The sequence below is a fragment of the uncultured Thiodictyon sp. genome, from assembly GCF_903946935.1.
Taxonomy (GTDB): domain Bacteria; phylum Pseudomonadota; class Gammaproteobacteria; order Chromatiales; family Chromatiaceae; genus Thiodictyon.
In genome coordinates, this window is record NZ_CAJAXH010000017.1 from 101,127 (window position 1) to 117,330 (window position 16,204).

A 16,204-nucleotide genomic window follows, 5' to 3' on the forward strand; every position below is an offset into this window, starting at 1 on the left:
ATATACGGCTGCCGATAAATGGACAGGATTAACAGGACTCGTTCCCACGCTCCGCGTGGGAATGCAGTCTTGGTCGCTCAGCGGCCATGACGCGCACACGACGTCGATGCGGTTGAGCTGGCCTTTGGCACCAGCCAAGGCTGCGCGACTGGCTTGCGAGGTCATCCCTTCAAGCTGTCGAGGTCCTCCACGTTAATGGTCCGCCGGTTACGGAACAACACCACCAGGATCGCCAGCCCGATGGCCGCCTCGGCGGCCGCCACGGTCAGGATGAAGAACACAAAGACTTGTCCCGTGATGTCATGCCGAAAGTGCGAAAAGGCGACAAAATTGGTATTCACCGCCAATAGCATCAACTCGATGCACATCAACAGGACAATCACGTTCTTGCGATTGAGGAAAATCCCTGCAACCCCGATGGAGAACAGGATGCCGGCCACAATCAGATAGTCGGAGAGTGCGATCATCGGGGCTCGTCCTTCGCTTCTGCCAGGGTCTCGGGGGTCTCAAGCGGGCCCACCGAGGCCATCTTCACGATCCGGATACGATCCGGGCCCTTCTTCACCCGCGACTGAACCGCGGGGTCGATCGTCTTGGTGTCGGTACGGCGCCGCATGGTCAGCCGGATGGCGGCGACAATCGCCACCAACAGGAGCACCGCGGCCAGCTCGACTGGATAGACATAGGTGGTATAGAGCGACATCCCCAAGTCATGCGTATTATTCACATCCAGACCGGCCGCGGGGGGACTGGGGAAGTGTGTCAGCCCGAAGTTGGCCGGCCCCACGATCCACACGATCTCGCCCAGCATCAGCAAGGCCACCGCGGCACCGAGCGGCAGATAGCGGATAAAGCACGCCCTCAGGGTGGCGATATCGACATCCAGCATCATCACCACGAAGAGGAATAAGACCATCACTGCGCCGACATACACGAGGATCAGCACAATCCCCAGGAATTCGGCCTCCAGGAGGATCCACAGGGCGGCGCCGCTCACGAAGGTGACCACCATCCACAGCACCGCATGCACCGGATTGCGGCGGCTGATCACCATCCCAGCCGAGGCGAGGGCGATGGCCGCAAAGCAGTAGAACAGAAATTTCTCAAAGCCCATGGATGAATCCAACGTGAGTCAATTAGCCGGGTTGACGCAATGCGCTCTAGCGATAAGGCGCATCGGCCGTGCGGGCCGCAGCGATCTGCGCCTCGTATTGGTCGCCGATGGCAAGCAGTTTCTCCTTGGTCATGATGTTCTCGCCCTGCGCCTCGAAGTGGTACTCGTAGACCCCGGTCTCCACGATGGAGTCCACCGGGCAAGATTCCTCACAAAACCCGCAATAGATGCACTTGAAAAGATCGATGTCATAGCGCGTGGTGCGTCGCGAGCCGTCGGCCCGGACCTCCGCCTCGATCGTGATGGCAAGCGCCGGGCAGGTCGCCTCGCACAGCTTGCACGCGATACAGCGCTCCTCGCCATTGGGGTAGCGGCGCAATGCGTGCAGCCCCCGGAACCTGGGTGAGGCGGGCGCCTTCTCTTCCGGATACTGGACGGTGAACTTGCGCTTTAGGAAATAGCCCCCGGTGACCCGTAACCCCTTGAATAATTCAAAGAGAAACAGACTCCGGAAATAGTCGCTCGCGGTCTTCAGCATAACTGGCTCCTGGGTATCTGGTGTGTCATCTAGGCAGACCACCAAGGCGGCAACTTAGCGACGACGGCACCGGCCACCACCAGAATCCAGACGATCGTGATCGGGATGAAGACCTTCCAGCCCAGGCGCATGATCTGATCATAGCGGTAGCGTGGAAAGGTGGCACGCAACCACAGGAACAGGAACATGAAGCCGAAGGTCTTGAGCAATAGCCAGTGGAATCCATTGTCCAGCCCGATGATGCCATGCACCCAGGTCTGGGGGAAGGGCGAGAGCCAGCCGCCCAGGAACATGATGGCCGACAGGGCCGAGATCAGTATCATGTTCGCGTATTCCGCCAGGAAGAACACCGCGAACCCCATGCCTGAGTATTCCACATGGAAACCCGCGACGATCTCTGACTCCCCTTCCGCCACGTCGAAGGGTGCGCGATTGGTTTCGGCCACCCCCGAAATCACATAGACCCCGAACAGCGGCAGCAACGGCAACCAGTACCAGGTCAGCACACTGCCTGACTGGGCCCGGACGATCTCCCCGAGATTGAGGCTACCTGCCGCCACCAGCACGCCCACCAGGGCGAACCCCATGGCAATCTCGTAGGCGACCATCTGCGCGGCGGACCGCATGGCCCCGAGTAGTGCGTATTTCGAGTTGGAGGCCCAACCGGCAATGATGATGCCATAGACCCCCAGCGAACTCAGGGACAGGATATAGAGCAGACTCGCATTGATATCCGCGACGACCAGACCGTCATCGAAGGGGAACACCGCCCACGCGGCGATCGCCGGGACGATGGCAATCAACGGTGCAATGAGAAAGAGCGTCCGATCCGCCTTGGTCGGCAGCACGATCTCCTTCATCATCAACTTGACTGCATCGGCAATCGGCTGGAGCAGGCCGCGGGGACCGACCCGGTTGGGTCCGATGCGCACCTGCATATAGCCGATCACCTTGCGCTCGGCCAGGGTGTAATAGGCGACCAGGCCCAGCAAGGGCAAAACAATCGCCAGGATCTTGAGTAAGATCTGGATCAACAGCGGCAGGGCATTCCACAGCTCGATCATTGGCCGCTACTCCGCCTTGGAAAGACTGACAGGGGCGAACTGGTCGCCAAGGGTCTCGCTGCCCGGGACACCCGCGGGGATGCGCGCACAGCCAAAGGGTACCCGGTGGTCGATGATGACCTGGGTGCGTACCGCCCCCCCGTCCTGACTCACGTCCACGGCATCGCCCGCGGTGAGCCCCAGGTCAGCCGCCTGTCCCGGGTTCAGCGCAACCCCGAAGGCCGCCATGGCAGGGGTCCGCTGCAACGCCGGCGCGCGACGCACCAATGGATCGATCGCGTAGGGCGGCACCTCGCCGAGCCGTATCAGCCCCTCGCCAACGCCCAGGGGCGCCACCGCGAGCTCACCCGCCGGGGTATTGTCGAGCCGCGCCGACTCGCACAATTGCGCCAACTCGGCGCGGATTTCGGCCGTGTCGCAATACTCGAAGCCTTGCAGGTCGAGCAGGTTACCGAGCACCCGCAGCACCTTCCAGCCAGGCCGGGCCGCCCCGGGAGGGGGTACCGCGCCCTGAAAACTCTGCCAGGTGCCGGCGGCGTTCACGAAGGTCCCGGAGGTCTCGGCGAAGGCACCGATCGGCAGCAGCACATCCGCCACCGCCTCCAGCGACGCGGAGCGGAAGGCACTGGCCGCGACCACGAAGTCGGCCTGGGCCAACGCCTCCATCGCGAGCCCCGGATTGCCGAGGTCCAGCGCCGGCTCCAGCCCCCACAGCACCATTGTGCGGCAGGGCGCGGCCAACATCTGGGAGACCGCGAGCCCCGGCCGGGGCGCCGGCAAACCCCCAGGCAACACGCCGGGCAGGGCCCCGGCCAGCGCCGCACCGACACTGTTGGCCGCGGCCGGCAGATAGCCGACTTTACACCCACTGAAACTGGCAATCACATAGGCCAAGGCCTTGAGCAAGGTGTAATCCGGGTGGGCGGCGGCCACCGCCCCGAGCAGGATCAGACCAGCGCCATTGCCGCCCGCGGTGCGCAATGACGCGGCGATCTCCTGGTGCCGCGCGTCGGGTTTGACCCCCGCCATGACACCCCGCAGGACACCGAATCCGCTGGCCCCGAGCGCCGCGGCAATGCCCGCCAGGTCCGCCACCATCCCGGCCGGCCCCCGAGCCAATTGAGTCGCAGGATGAGTGAGATCGAGGGGCACCGGGTTGATCAGGGCGAGCGTGCCGCCGGCCAACACCGCCTGACGCAAGCGATGGGCGAGCAGCGGCTGTTCCGCGCGCAGGTCGCTGCCGATCGCCAGCACCGACTCCTGGGTCTGAAGCTCCGGGATACTCACCCCGAGCCAGGGCAGACGCGGATCGGCACCCTCGCCGCGGAAGTCGCGCTGGCGCAGGCGATGATCGATGTTCGGGCAACCCAAGCCCCGGGCGATGGCCTGGGCTAAATAAAGCTCTTCCAGGGTGGCGGTGGGGGCCATGAGCCAGCCGGTGGCGTCGCCATCGGCGGCCTTGAGCCGCTCCGCCACCAGGGTCGTCGCCTGCGTCCACTCCACCGGCACCCAGACACCGTCGCGCTTTACCAGCGGTTCGGTCAGCCGGTCAGGGCCATTCAGACCCGCATAACTGAAGCGGTCCCGATCCGAGATCCAGGTCTCGTTGACCGACTCGTTGTCGCGTGGGTGAACGCGCATGACCTGGCCGCGGCGCACATGCAACCGCAGATTGGAGCCAACCCCATCGTGCGGGGCAATGCCGTCCAGCGCGGTGAGTTCCCAGGCGCGAGCGGTAAAGCGCGACGGCTTGGCGGTCAAGGCCCCGACCGGGCAGAGGTCGATGATATTGCCTGACAGTTCGTGGACCAGCGGATGGCCGGCATAGGTGCCGATGCGCATCCATTCGCCGCGTCCGGTCGCACCCAGCTCGCGCAGCCCGGCGATCTCGGCCCCGAAGCGAACACAGCGGGTACACTGGATACAGCGCGTCATGTCGGTGGCGATCAGCGGACCCAAGTCCTCGTCCATGACGACGCGCTTGCCCTCGTTGAAACGCGAACAGTCGGCGCCATAGCCCATGGCCACGTCTTGCAATTCGCACTCACCACCCTGGTCGCAGATCGGGCAATCCAGCGGATGGTTGATCAGCAGGAATTCCATGGTCGAGCGCTGGGCCTCGATCGCCTTGGGCGAACGGGTCTGCACCTTCATGCCGGCACACACCGGGGTCGCACAGGCCGGCACCGGCTTGGGGAAGGGACGCCCGCCCTGCTCCGCCTCCACCAGACACATCCGGCAGTTGGCCGCAATGGAGAGCTTCTGGTGATAGCAGAAGCGCGGGATCGCGATGCCTTCACGATCCGCCACGGCGATGATCATCTCGCCCGGGGCCGCCGCGCAGGCGCGCCCGTCGATTTCGATGGTGAGCTTATCCGTCATTGCGGTGTCTCGCTGTGCGGCTCATTTGTCCAGGACCAAAGCTCAGGCGGCATGGCTCGCCCCCTGCTCGATCAACTGCACGAACTCGTCGCGATAGTGTTTGAGGAAGCTCTGCACCGGCATCGCCGCCGCATCCCCCAAGGCGCAAATGGTCCGTCCGCCGATCCGCCCGGCGACACTATCCAACAGGTCCAGGTCGGCCGGGCGCCCCCGCCCCGCCGCGATGCGCCCCACCACGCGCGCCAACCAACCGGTACCCTCCCGGCACGGGGTGCATTGGCCGCAGGACTCACGCATATAGAAATTCGACAGGTTGGCCAGAACCTTGACCATACAGGTGCCCTCGGCGATCACGATCACCGCACCGGAACCCAGCATCGAACCCACCTTGACCAGCGAGTCGTAGTCCATATCGGTCTGCATCATCAGGTCCCCCGGCACCACCGGCACCGAGGAGCCGCCGGGGATCACGGCCTTGAGCGCCCGCCCATCTTTGACCCCGCCGGCCATCGCCAGCAGGTCCCGGAAGGGTGTGCCGAGCGACACCTCGACATTGCAAGGCGCGTTCACATGTCCGCTGATGGAGAAGAGCTTGGTCCCGCCATTGTTCGGCCGCCCCTGGTCCAGGAACCATTGGCCGCCGCGCTCCAGAATCACCGGCACCGAGGCCAGGGTCTCGGTGTTGTTGATAGTGGTTGGCCGGCCATAGAGACCGCACTGCGCCGGGAACGGCGGCTTGAAGCGGGGCTGCCCCTTCTTGCCTTCGATTGACTCGATGAGTGCAGTCTCTTCACCGCACACATAGGCGCCGGCGCCAGCGTGGGTATAAAGATCGAAGTCCACCCCGGAACCCAGCACATTGCGCCCTAACAGGCCCGCGGCATAGGCCTCGGCAACCGCACCCTCAAAGCACTCGATCGGCTCGAAGAATTCGCCGCGGATATAGTTGTAACCCACGCTCGCGCCGATGCAGTAGCCGGCAATGGCCATGCCCTCGATCAACTGGTGCGGGTTGAATCGCAGAATATCGCGATCCTTGCAGGTCCCCGGCTCGCCCTCGTCCGAGTTACAGACGATGTATTTCTGCCCCGGCGCATTACGCGGCATGAAGCTCCATTTGAGCCCGGTGGGGAAACCGGCACCGCCGCGACCACGCAGATTGGAGAGTTTGAGCTCCTCGATCAGGGCTGCCGGGTCCACCTTATCGCGCAGGATCCGCTCCCACTGCGCATAACCGCCCAGGCCGCGATAGGCGTCCAGGGCACAGCGCTCTCCCGCGGGAAAGTGCAAGGTGCGAAAACAAACCGTATTCTCTTGCGAGTTCAGGGCCATTACTCAAGTCCCTCGATCAGGGTATCCAGGGACGCCGCCGACAGCTTCTCGTGAAAGGTCTTGCCGATCAACACCACCGGCGCATCCCGGCAGGCCCCCAGACACTCAACCTCTTTGAAGGTAAAGCGCCCGTCAGCCGTGGTCTCACCGGGTTTGACCTGGTACTTGTGCTCGACATGGTGAATCAGGTCTTCGGAACCATTGAGCATGCACGAGATGCTGTTGCAGATGCAGACCTTATGCTTGGCGGTCGGTTTGAGATCGTACATGCCATAGAAGCTGGCGACCTCATAGACCGCCACCTCGGGCAGATCGAGATAGGCCGCCACGTCGTCCATGAGCTCCCGAGTCAACCAGCCGCCGTTATCGTCCTGGACAATCGTGAGGGCCGGCATCACCGCCGATTGTTTCCACTCCGACGGGTACTTGGCGAGGTGCGCATCGATCGCTGCGCGGATCTCGGCGTTAAACAGGGTTGCGCGGTCCCGGTCGTGGATCACGGCCAGCGGGGCGTCACGGAAGCTCATTAGCGGTCGATCTCCCCAAATACGATGTCCAGCGTCCCGATGATGGCCACCACGTCCGCCAGCATGTGACCCCGGCTCATCTCATCGAGTGCAGCCAGGTGCGGAAAGCCGGGGGCGCGGACCTTGAGCCGATAGGGCTTGTTGGCGCCGTCGGAGATGATATAACAGCCAAACTCACCCTTAGGCGCCTCGACCGCCGCATACACCTCGCCGGCCGGCGTACCATAGCCCTCGGTAAAGAGCTTAAAGTGGTGGATCAGGGCCTCCATGTCCTCTTTCATCGCGAGCCTGGACGGCGGCATGACCTTGCGATCGTCCACCGCCACCGGCCCCGGGTGGTGGCGCAGCCACTCTACGCATTGGCGCATAATATAATTGGACTGGCGCATCTCTTCCATCCGCACCAGATAACGATCATAACAGTCCCCATTGACGCCGACCGGAATATCGAAGTCGACTTTGGAGTAGGCGGCATAGGGCTGCTTCTTGCGCAGGTCCCACTCGATCCCGGAGCCGCGCAGCATCGGACCGGTGAAGCCCAATTGCAGTGCCCGCTCGGGTGAGACCACACCAATGCCCACGGTGCGCTGCTTCCAGATACGGTTGTCGGTCAGCAGCGTCTCGTATTCGTCCACCAGCGCGGGGAAGCGCTCGGTGAAGTCGGCGATAAAATCGAGCAAGGACCCCTGGCGGGCGGCGTTGCGGGCCGTCATCTCCTTGGCGCTGTGCCAGGGGGTGGCGCTCGTCTGGTACTGCGGCATCACCCCCGGCAGGTCCCGGTAGACGCCGCCTGGGCGATAATAGGTGGCGTGCAGGCGGGCGCCGGAGACCGCCTCATAACAATCCATCAGGTCTTCGCGCTCGCGAAAGCAATACAGGAAGACCGACATGGCACCGATATCCAGCGCATGGGCGCCGAGCCACATCAGATGGTTGAGGATGCGGGTGATTTCGTCGAACAGGGTGCGAATGTACTGGGCGCGTTCCGGCGCCTCGATCCCCAAGAGCTTCTCGATGGCACGCACATAACCGTGCTCACTGCACATCATGGTGACATAGTCCAAGCGATCCATGTAACCGATGCTCTGGTTATAGGGCTTGGTCTCGGCCAGCTTCTCGGTGCCGCGATGCAGCAGACCGATATGGGGGTCGGCGCGCTCGATCACCTCGCCGTCCAATTCCAGCACCAACCGCAGCACACCGTGAGCGGACGGATGCTGGGGACCGAAATTCAGTGTGAAATTGCGGATCTCAGGCATGTTTCGTCACTCCGGATTCACGCCCCGCATAACGGCTGTCATCCCGAATCACCTTTGGCACCAGGACGCGCGGCTCGACGGTGACAGCGACATAGACCACGCGCCCTTGAGTCGCGTCGTAGCGCATCTCCACCTGGCCCGAGAGTGGAAAGTCTTTGCGAAACGGGTGGCCGACGAAGCCATAGTCGGTGAGGATGCGGCGCAGGTCCGGGTGACCGCGGAACAGTATTCCGAAGAGGTCGAACGCCTCGCGCTCAAACCAATTGGCCGTCGCCCACACCGAGATCACCGAATCCACCATGGGCGCCGCGCCGCCGGCATAAACCCGCACGCGCAACCGTCGGTTGTGCGCCAATGACAGCAGGTGATAAACCACCGCGAAACGCTCAGGTCCATCCAGCGTGAGGTTCAGGTCGCGATCCACCGCGCGACCGAAGCCGACGCCGGCCCCCGCCTGGGTGTCCCACTCGGTCTGGCCGTAGGCCGCATAATCCACCCCACAGCAATCGATCAACTGCTCGAAGTGCAAGTCCGCATGGTCGCGCAGCGTCAGGCAGACGGGGAGCAACTGCGCGGCAGGCACCACCAGGGTGACCTCGCCGGGGGCGCTCAGGATTTCGCAACCGTGCTGCGCCAGGTGTCTCGCGAGGGCCTGTTCGAGCCCGGCAAGTCTGGTGTCACCGGTCAGTGATTCTGTTGCCATGGGTCCTGGTTACTATCTAAACGGGTTGGCGGGCGATGGTATTGGTGCGGCGGATCTTATTCTGCAACTGCAGGATCCCGTACAGCAAGGCCTCGGCAGTCGGCGGACAGCCGGGCACATAGACATCGACTGGGACGATACGGTCGCAGCCCCGCACCACCGAATACGAATAGTGGTAATAGCCGCCACCATTGGCGCAGGAACCCATGGAGATCACCCATCGCGGCTCGGCCATCTGGTCATAGACCTTACGCAGGGCCGGGGCCATCTTGTTGACCAGGGTGCCGGCGACAATCATCACGTCGGACTGGCGCGGGCTGGGACGAAAGATGATACCGAAGCGATCCAGGTCGTAGCGGGCCGCCCCGGCATGCATCATCTCAACCGCGCAACAGGCCAGACCGAAGGTCATGGGCCACAGCGAACCGGTCCGCGCCCAATTGATGAGCTTGTCGGCCGTGGTGGTGACGAAGCCCTGTTCGAGGACACCCTCTATTCCCATTCCAAGGCCCCCTTCTTCCACTCGTAGATGAAACCGACCACCAGCACCGACAGGAACACGAACATCGCCCAGAAACCATAGACACCCAAATCCGGGAGCACCACCGCCCAGGGGAACAGGAAGGCGATCTCCAGGTCGAAGAGGATGAACAGGATGGCCACCAGGTAATAACGCACATCGAACTTCACGCGCGCACTTTCGAACGCCACAAAGCCGCACTCGTAAGGTGAGTCTTTCTCGGCATCTGGCCGACGGGTGCTGAGCACGGCGCCAGCAAGCATCGCACCGCCACCCACCAGGGCGCCGACGACGATGAAGATCAAGATGGGCAGATAGTTGCTGAGCACTGTTCCTCCAGACCGCAATCGTTACTAAAGTGTCACGGTTCCTTGGTAATGAGTCTAAAGCCCAAACCCGCATCAAGTCAACCGGCCCAATGATCCTTATAGAAAACTTTTCAGTCAACTATCCGGGCGGCAAAAAAAAGCGGCATGTCGCAGAGGCGACATGCCGCTTTACTGATGGTGCCGACGGCCAGACTCGAACTGGCACGGCTTGCGCCACTACCCCCTCAAGATAGCGTGTCTACCAATTTCACCACGTCGGCTAAAAACTCGTCAATCAAAAACTCAATTTGCCGGTGCCTGCACCGGCGGGGCGACCGGGGTGGCCGGCGCCACGACCTCAACCGGTTTATCCGCTGCGGGCGGACTGACCACGGCAACCGGCTTCGCCTCTTCGACCGCGGCCGCAGGTTGCGCCGGCTCAACGACCGCTATCGGGGCTGGCGCCAAGGCCGGAACCTCGATCGCCTGCTCCTTGACCGGCACCTTAACCTGCTCAATCACCGGCGGTACCACCTCCGGCTCGACCACCGCTGGCGTGGCTGGTACAACGACCGCTGGAGCCGCCGGTGCAACTACCGTTGGAGGCGCTGCTACCGCCGCTGGAGCCATTGGCACCGCGGTCGGAACATCCGCCGACGGCGCCGCAACAGCCAGCGCCCCAGGAACCGCGGGCACATCCGAAACGCCCGACTTAACCACCACTCCGGGTACGGCCGGCACTCCGGAGGATGATACCGCAGAAGGCGGCTGCGGCGCCACCGGTGCCGGGACCTGCACCTTGGCCGGCGTCTCCACCTTCACCGCCATTCCATTGGCGCCATCCATCAACCCGACCGGCTTGCCGCCCTTGGCCGCATAATACGCCATTGCCATGCTGGTGAGGAAGAACAATGCAGCAATAACGCCGGTCGCGCGGGACAGGAAGGAACCGGAGCCACGCGCGCCGAACACGGTGGCCGAGGCCCCGCTGCCAAACGCCGCACCCGCATCAGCCCCACGCCCATGCTGAATCAGCACCAGTGCGATCAGCGCGATGGATAAAAAGACTTGGGTGACGGTCAGGATAGTATGCATGAAATCATTCGTCCGGTCTCGTCCTTGTGTCGCTTAAAAGAACCTACGTATTTGCCGCCGCGTCACCGGCCCTAGCAATTGCCAGGAACTCATCGGCGTTCAGGGCGGCCCCGCCGATCAGACCGCCATCGATATCCGGCTGGGACAACAGCTCCGGGGCATTACTGCCCTTCATGCTGCCACCGTACAGGATACGGATCTTCTGCGCCACCACCGCATCCTGAGCGGCCAGGCGGGCACGGATGAAGGCATGAACCTCCTGCGCCTGGGCGGGCGTGGCGGTCTTGCCGGTGCCGATCGCCCACACCGGCTCATAGGCCAACTCCCAGGCACCGAACGCAGCGATGCCGCAGAGCGCGATAATGCCGTCGATCTGGGCGGCGATCACGGCCTCCATGTCACCGCGCTCACGCTCTTCCAAGGTCTCACCGACGCACAGAATCGGGGTCAGACCCACGGCGACGGCCGCGACCAACTTCTTCGCGATGATGGCCTCGTCCTCGCCGTACAGCGCGCGACGCTCGGAGTGGCCGATAATCACGTACCGGCAGCCGAAGTCGGCCAGCATCGCCGCAGCGACCTCGCCGGTAAAGGCCCCGAGCGTCTCGGTGGCGCAATTTTGCGCGCCCAAGCGCACACGGCTGCCTGCCAGGGCCTGCTCGGCCATCTGCAGGAACGGAAACGGCGGGCAGACCGCCATCTCGCTGTGCTGGATCGACCCTGCGCCGCCGACGACGCCGGCCAACAGCCGCTCCACGCTGGCCTTGGTTCCGTTCATTTTCCAGTTACCGGCAATCAGTGGCTGGCGCATGTGCATCTCCTCAAAATTTGAGCCCGGCAATTTATCTTGATCAGGCCTGGAAATCAACCGAAAATTTGCCGTAAACTACCCCCCATGAGCAAGTCTAAGAAAAAGTCGGACGGCGGCTCCACCATCGCACTCAACCGGAAGGCGGGGCATGACTATCACATCGAGCAGCGGATCGAGGCCGGACTGGTCCTGGAGGGCTGGGAGGTCAAGAGCCTGCGCGCCGGGCACATCCAGATCAAGGAGTCGTATGTAAAGATCCTCCACGCCGAGGCCTTCCTGATCGGCTCGCACATGACGCCGCTGCCGACGGCCTCGACCCACGTCAGCCCGGACCCGACCCGCACCCGCAAGCTCCTGCTCAAGCGGCACGAGATCAACCGCCTGATCGGGGAGACCGAGCGCGCCGGCTACACCCTGGTGCCGACCGCCATGTACTGGGTACACGGCCGGGCCAAGCTCGAGATCGGCCTCGCCAAGGGCAAAAAGCTCCACGACAAACGTGCCGCCGAGAAGGACAAGGACTGGCAGCGCGAGAAGGGACGGCTGTTCAAGGCTGGCTGAGGGGCTCACGCCAAGGCTTCTTTTGCGCGTCGCCCGTCGCCAGGCGGCCCCCGGGAAAAGCCAAGGGACTCACGCCAAGGCGCCAAGCCGCCAAGGGGTTTTCGCTCGCCCCCTCCGCCGCGGCGGCGACTGGACTCCGTCATGCCGGCCGGGACGCCGGCATCCAGGCCAGGGACGGTAAGCCGCGTCGCAGGACGATATACAAGTGTTTGACTGCGCTGGTTCTAATGCGCGCCAGGAGACGCCGCGCCTGGGAGCAGCGCACCCCAGTGCGGAGCGATCTCGCAATCAATCATGGCCTTGCGTCTTGCGGATAGACTGGCCGCACTGGGATTGGGCAAGTATTCGGCGGAACGGCTTCCGTTAGCCTGGATGGAGTGCAGCGGAATCCAGGTGTTAACGCCGCAAAAAACTGATTCTTTCGCGACAAAAGACTGTACTGCGGTTGCGATCGGGTTTCCAGGCAACCGACATCAAGCCGTCAACAGCGCGCCCGCGCGCGGGACCCGCGCGGACGCGTAGAATGCGGCCATGGATGTTTCAAAAATTCTCGATCCCTTAAACGATGCCCAACGCGAGGCGGTCAGCGCCCCGGCGGGTACCCGTCTGGTGCTGGCCGGGGCCGGCAGCGGCAAGACGCGGGTGCTGGTGCATCGCATCGCGTGGCTGATCCAGGTGGAGCAGGCGCCGCCCTGGTCCCTGCTGGCAGTCACCTTCACCAACAAGGCGGCGCGCGAGATGCGCACCCGCATCGAAGAGATGCTGGACCACCCCGTGGGCGGCATGTGGGTGGGCACCTTCCACGGGCTCACCCACCGCTTTCTGCGCGCCCACTGGCAGGACGCGGGGCTGCCCCAGCACTTCCAGATCCTCGACGGCGACGACCAATTCCGGCTGATCCGCCGCGCGCTCAAGACCCTGGAGTTGGACGAGGCCAAGTGGCCGCCGCGTCAGGTCCAGAGCTTCATCAACAAACAGAAGGACGAGGGGCTGCGCCCGGACCATGTGGACGCCGCCGGCGACCGCTATCGGAGCCAGATGGTCGCCATCTACCGCGAGTACGAGGCGGCGCGCCGGCGCGGCGGGTCGCTGGACTTCGCGGACCTGCTGCTGTGCGCACACGAACTGCTGCGCAGCCGCGCGGACCTCCTGCACCACTACCGGGAGCGCTTCCACCACATCCTGGTGGACGAGTTCCAGGACACCAACGCCATCCAGTATGCCTGGTTACGGCTCCTGGCCGGCACCAACGACAACCTGTTCGCGGTGGGCGACGACGACCAGTCGATCTACGGCTGGCGCGGGGCGCGGGTGGAGAACATCCAGTCGCTGGAGCGCGACTTTCCCGGTTGCCAACTGGTCCGCCTGGAGCAAAATTATCGCTCCACCGGCACCATCCTCAAGGCCGCCAACGCACTGATCGCCCGCAACCCCCACCGGCTCGGCAAGAACCTCTGGACCGAGGACGGCGAAGGGGAGCCGATCCGCCGCTATGCCGCCTTCAACGAGGTGGACGAGGCGCGTTTCGTGGTGGAGCGCATCCGCAAATACACTACCGACGAGGGCTACCGGCGCGCCGAGTGCGCCATCCTCTACCGCACCACTGCCCAGTCCCGGCTATTTGAAGAGGCCCTGATGAACGCCCAGGTCCCCTTCCGGGTCTACGGCGGGCTGCGCTTCTTCGAGCGCGCGGAGGTCCGCGACACCCTGGCCTATCTGCGCCTGCTGAATAACCCGGACGACGACGGCGCCTTTGAGCGGGTCGTCAACACCCCCACCCGCGGCATCGGCGATCGGACCATCGACCTGCTGCGCGAACAGGCGCGCGGGTCCGCGGTCTCGCTGTGGCAGGCGGCGCTGGATGTCATCAGCGCCGGCACCCTGGGCCCCCGCGGCACCACGGCGCTCGTGCGTTTCGTCGATCTGATTCGGGAATGTAACACCGCCACCCAGGGCCTGGACCTGGCCGAGATGGCCACCCATGTCATCGAGGCCGCACAACTCGCGGACTTCTACCGCAAGGCCAAGGACGGTAAGGGCGAGGAGCGGATCGAGAACCTGGCACAGTTCGCGGAAACCGCCGGTCGCTTCCGTCAGGAGATCGAGGACGAGGAGGCCGACCCCTTGGGCGCCTTCCTGGCCCATGCCGCGCTGGAGGCCGGCGAGGCCCAGGCCGACGCCTTTACCGATGCCGTCCAGCTCATGACCCTGCACAGCGCCAAGGGACTGGAGTTCCCCAACGTCTTTCTGGTCGGCCTGGAGGAAGGGCTATTCCCCCACAGCATGTCCGCGGAGGACCCGGCGCGGCTGGAGGAGGAGCGCCGGCTCTGCTATGTCGGCATGACCCGTGCCATGCATCGACTCTATGTGACCCACGCCGAGTCCCGGCGGCTCTATGGCAAGACGTCCGACCAAGCACCCTCCCGCTTCCTGCGCGAGGTCCCGCCCGAACTGATGGAGGAGGTGCGCGCACGCGGGGTCTCCTACCCGGCGGCGGGCGCCCGGGCGTCGGCGCCCTTCGCGACTGGCTCCATGAGTGGCGATGCCGGCGGGTTCCACCTTGGTCAACGGGTCACGCACCCCAAGTTCGGGGAGGGTGTCGTGTTGAACAGCGAGGGGCACGGACCCCAGGCGCGCATCCAGATCAACTTCAAGGAGGCGGGCGCCAAGTGGCTGGTGTTGGCGTATGCGAGGTTGGAGTCGGCGGGGTGATCGACTCGGACCCGGCTCCACCCTATGTTGCGTACCGACCCCAACGGGGTCGAACATACCAGCCCAGGGCAACGCCCTGGGTATGAGGCATATAGGGAGTCCAGCCCTGAAAGGGCGTGACATCAGGCACTGCGCCGTTATGTCACGCCCTTTCAGGGCTAGGCCGATGACACGATGCTATACCAGTGCGTTGCCCTGGGCTGGTATATTGCGCCCCTTCGGGGCTTAAGGGCGCGGGAAGCACGAGAGAGGCGAAACGCATCATGGAAAAGCAGCACAAGACACTCAGCATGACCCTGCTGATGACTCCGGACATGGCCAATTTCTCGGGCCACGTCCACGGCGGGGCCACACTGCGCCTACTCGATCAGGCGGCCTATGCCTGTGCCTCGCGCTATTGCAATCATTATGTGGTCACGCTGTCCGTGGATCAGGTCTTCTTTCGTCAGCCGGTGCGGGTGGGTGAATTGTTGACCTTCCAGGCATCCGTGAACTACACCGGCACTACCTCCATGGAGATCGGGATCCGGGTGACGACCGAGGATATCATTCACAAGACCCAGCGCCATGCCATGACCTGCTATTTCACGATGGTCGCGGTCGATGAAGAGGGCCAGCCGGTGCCGGTCCCACCGCTCCAGATCGAGACGCCGAATGAACGCCGGCGTTACGAAACCGCGGCCCTGCGGCGCGATTTCCGGCGCGAGATCGAAAGGCGTCACAATGAAATACGCCAGATGCACAAGGCGGCGGCCAACGCGACCGACGTGCCACCGCAACAATGAAAACGTCTCCGCGGATAAACGCCCATGCTGACCAACGAACAACGGCTCGACCGCTACCTGTCCACCCTCTTCCGCTATGTCGAGAAAGCCGTCCTGCTTCTGGTTGGCGGACTCGCCCTGCTGGCCATCGGGCAACTGGTATCTGCGGTCTTCACCAATCACCAAGTGCGGCTGGAAGATGTACTGATGATCTTCATCTTCCTCGAAATCATGGCGATGGCGAACATCTATTTCATCCGCCACAGTGTACCCTTTACCTATCCTATGTTCATCGCCGTGACCGCCCTGTCACGGCTGATCGTGCTGCAAGGTAAGGATATCGACCTGGAGAATCTGCTGTTCGAGGGGGGCGCCATCCTGCTGGTGAGCCTCGCGATTCTTGTCATCCGCTTCAGTCAACGCTACACCAGCGACGCCACTGAGCACTGCGAGAACGCGCCGGCCAGGGATGACAAGGCGCATTAGGGCCGCACCCCGGCTCTGATAACCCTAA

The 16,204-nt window shown here is 63.6% G+C and carries 17 protein-coding genes and 1 tRNA gene; 4 read left to right on the forward strand and 14 right to left on the reverse strand.

What is annotated here, in order from left to right:
* Positions 1 to 161 precede the first annotated feature (161 nt).
* The 14 genes from nuoK to tpiA form a co-directional block, all read right to left on the reverse strand.
* Positions 162 to 467 carry an NADH-quinone oxidoreductase subunit NuoK gene (gene nuoK / locus QZX93_RS02185; RefSeq protein WP_295388913.1) on the reverse strand — a complete coding sequence of 102 codons (306 nt, stop codon included), beginning with the start codon at positions 465 to 467 and terminating at the stop codon, positions 162 to 164.
* Positions 464 to 1,114, reverse strand: a complete 651-nt coding sequence (locus QZX93_RS02190; RefSeq protein WP_295388914.1) for an NADH-quinone oxidoreductase subunit J — start codon at positions 1,112 to 1,114, stop codon at positions 464 to 466. Before QZX93_RS02190 ends, nuoK begins: the two co-directional genes overlap by 4 nt.
* A gap of 46 nt (positions 1,115 to 1,160) precedes the next feature.
* Positions 1,161 to 1,652 (reverse strand): NADH-quinone oxidoreductase subunit NuoI, encoded by a 492-nt coding sequence (gene nuoI / locus QZX93_RS02195; RefSeq protein ID WP_295388915.1) that lies wholly within the window; start codon positions 1,650 to 1,652, stop codon positions 1,161 to 1,163.
* Positions 1,653 to 1,681: 29 nt separating this feature from the next.
* Positions 1,682 to 2,716, reverse strand: a complete 1,035-nt coding sequence (nuoH, locus tag QZX93_RS02200; RefSeq protein WP_295388916.1) for an NADH-quinone oxidoreductase subunit NuoH — start codon at positions 2,714 to 2,716, stop codon at positions 1,682 to 1,684.
* Positions 2,717 to 2,722: 6 nt separating this feature from the next.
* Complete coding sequence (nuoG, locus tag QZX93_RS02205; RefSeq protein WP_295388917.1) at positions 2,723 to 5,098, reverse strand: NADH-quinone oxidoreductase subunit NuoG; 2,376 nt, start codon at positions 5,096 to 5,098, stop codon at positions 2,723 to 2,725.
* Between the two features lie 42 nt (positions 5,099 to 5,140).
* On the reverse strand, positions 5,141 to 6,424 hold the full coding sequence (gene nuoF, locus QZX93_RS02210; protein WP_295388945.1) for an NADH-quinone oxidoreductase subunit NuoF: 1,284 nt from the start codon (positions 6,422 to 6,424) through the stop codon (positions 5,141 to 5,143).
* A 5-nt stretch (positions 6,425 to 6,429) separates the two neighbouring features.
* Positions 6,430 to 6,957 carry an NAD(P)H-dependent oxidoreductase subunit E gene (locus tag QZX93_RS02215; protein ID WP_295388918.1) on the reverse strand — a complete coding sequence of 176 codons (528 nt, stop codon included), beginning with the start codon at positions 6,955 to 6,957 and terminating at the stop codon, positions 6,430 to 6,432.
* Complete coding sequence (locus QZX93_RS02220) at positions 6,957 to 8,216, reverse strand: NADH-quinone oxidoreductase subunit D (protein WP_295388919.1); 1,260 nt, start codon at positions 8,214 to 8,216, stop codon at positions 6,957 to 6,959. The genes QZX93_RS02215 and QZX93_RS02220 overlap by 1 nt, the downstream gene beginning before the upstream one ends.
* Positions 8,209 to 8,919 carry an NADH-quinone oxidoreductase subunit C gene (locus tag QZX93_RS02225; RefSeq protein ID WP_295388920.1) on the reverse strand — a complete coding sequence of 237 codons (711 nt, stop codon included), beginning with the start codon at positions 8,917 to 8,919 and terminating at the stop codon, positions 8,209 to 8,211. Before QZX93_RS02225 ends, QZX93_RS02220 begins: the two co-directional genes overlap by 8 nt.
* Before the next feature lie 16 nt (positions 8,920 to 8,935).
* Positions 8,936 to 9,421, reverse strand: coding sequence for an NADH-quinone oxidoreductase subunit B family protein (locus tag QZX93_RS02230; RefSeq protein ID WP_295388921.1), 486 nt, complete (start codon positions 9,419 to 9,421; stop codon positions 8,936 to 8,938).
* The gene (locus QZX93_RS02235) at positions 9,412 to 9,768 is read right to left on the reverse strand and encodes an NADH-quinone oxidoreductase subunit A (RefSeq protein ID WP_295388922.1); all 357 of its coding nucleotides are present in this window, start codon (positions 9,766 to 9,768) and stop codon (positions 9,412 to 9,414) included. The genes QZX93_RS02230 and QZX93_RS02235 overlap by 10 nt, the downstream gene beginning before the upstream one ends.
* A 175-nt stretch (positions 9,769 to 9,943) precedes the next feature.
* Positions 9,944 to 10,028: transfer RNA gene (locus tag QZX93_RS02240), tRNA-Leu, on the reverse strand.
* Between the two features lie 22 nt (positions 10,029 to 10,050).
* Entirely contained in the window at positions 10,051 to 10,842 is a 792-nt protein-coding gene (gene secG / locus QZX93_RS02245) for a preprotein translocase subunit SecG (protein ID WP_295388923.1), read from the reverse strand.
* A 43-nt stretch (positions 10,843 to 10,885) separates the two neighbouring features.
* The gene (gene tpiA / locus QZX93_RS02250) at positions 10,886 to 11,653 is read right to left on the reverse strand and encodes a triose-phosphate isomerase (RefSeq protein ID WP_295388924.1); all 768 of its coding nucleotides are present in this window, start codon (positions 11,651 to 11,653) and stop codon (positions 10,886 to 10,888) included.
* Between the two features lie 84 nt (positions 11,654 to 11,737).
* On the opposite strand from tpiA, the gene smpB reads away from it, so the two are divergent.
* From smpB to QZX93_RS02270, 4 genes are all read left to right on the forward strand, one after another.
* A complete protein-coding gene (gene smpB, locus QZX93_RS02255; RefSeq protein ID WP_295388925.1) occupies positions 11,738 to 12,214 on the forward strand; it encodes an SsrA-binding protein SmpB in 477 nt (158 codons plus the stop codon).
* Positions 12,215 to 12,745: 531 nt separating this feature from the next.
* Entirely contained in the window at positions 12,746 to 14,926 is a 2,181-nt protein-coding gene (gene uvrD, locus QZX93_RS02260; RefSeq protein WP_295388926.1) for a DNA helicase II, read from the forward strand.
* A 263-nt stretch (positions 14,927 to 15,189) separates the two neighbouring features.
* Entirely contained in the window at positions 15,190 to 15,711 is a 522-nt protein-coding gene (locus QZX93_RS02265) for an acyl-CoA thioesterase (RefSeq protein ID WP_295388927.1), read from the forward strand.
* 27 nt (positions 15,712 to 15,738) lie between these two features.
* A complete protein-coding gene (locus QZX93_RS02270) occupies positions 15,739 to 16,176 on the forward strand; it encodes a phosphate-starvation-inducible PsiE family protein (RefSeq protein WP_295388946.1) in 438 nt (145 codons plus the stop codon).
* Positions 16,177 to 16,204 lie beyond the last annotated feature (28 nt).

Bases quoted from the DNA above. Each gene is read 5' to 3' on its own strand.
- nuoK (WP_295388913.1), bottom strand. From the start codon at position 467: ATGATCGCACTCTCCGACTATCTGATTGTGGCCGGCATCCTGTTCTCC.
- QZX93_RS02225 (WP_295388920.1), bottom strand. From the start codon at position 8,919: ATGGCAACAGAATCACTGACCGGTGACACCAGACTTGCCGGGCTCGAA.
- tpiA (WP_295388924.1), bottom strand. From the start codon at position 11,653: ATGCGCCAGCCACTGATTGCCGGTAACTGGAAAATGAACGGAACCAAG.
- smpB (WP_295388925.1), top strand. From the start codon at position 11,738: ATGAGCAAGTCTAAGAAAAAGTCGGACGGCGGCTCCACCATCGCACTC.
- QZX93_RS02265 (WP_295388927.1), top strand. From the start codon at position 15,190: ATGGAAAAGCAGCACAAGACACTCAGCATGACCCTGCTGATGACTCCG.
- QZX93_RS02190 (WP_295388914.1), bottom strand. From the start codon at position 1,114: ATGGGCTTTGAGAAATTTCTGTTCTACTGCTTTGCGGCCATCGCCCTC.
- QZX93_RS02230 (WP_295388921.1), bottom strand. From the start codon at position 9,421: ATGGGAATAGAGGGTGTCCTCGAACAGGGCTTCGTCACCACCACGGCC.
- QZX93_RS02215 (WP_295388918.1), bottom strand. From the start codon at position 6,957: ATGAGCTTCCGTGACGCCCCGCTGGCCGTGATCCACGACCGGGACCGC.
- nuoG (WP_295388917.1), bottom strand. From the start codon at position 5,098: ATGACGGATAAGCTCACCATCGAAATCGACGGGCGCGCCTGCGCGGCG.
- secG (WP_295388923.1), bottom strand. From the start codon at position 10,842: ATGCATACTATCCTGACCGTCACCCAAGTCTTTTTATCCATCGCGCTG.
- nuoH (WP_295388916.1), bottom strand. From the start codon at position 2,716: ATGATCGAGCTGTGGAATGCCCTGCCGCTGTTGATCCAGATCTTACTC.
- nuoI (WP_295388915.1), bottom strand. From the start codon at position 1,652: ATGCTGAAGACCGCGAGCGACTATTTCCGGAGTCTGTTTCTCTTTGAA.
- QZX93_RS02220 (WP_295388919.1), bottom strand. From the start codon at position 8,216: ATGCCTGAGATCCGCAATTTCACACTGAATTTCGGTCCCCAGCATCCG.
- uvrD (WP_295388926.1), top strand. From the start codon at position 12,746: ATGGATGTTTCAAAAATTCTCGATCCCTTAAACGATGCCCAACGCGAG.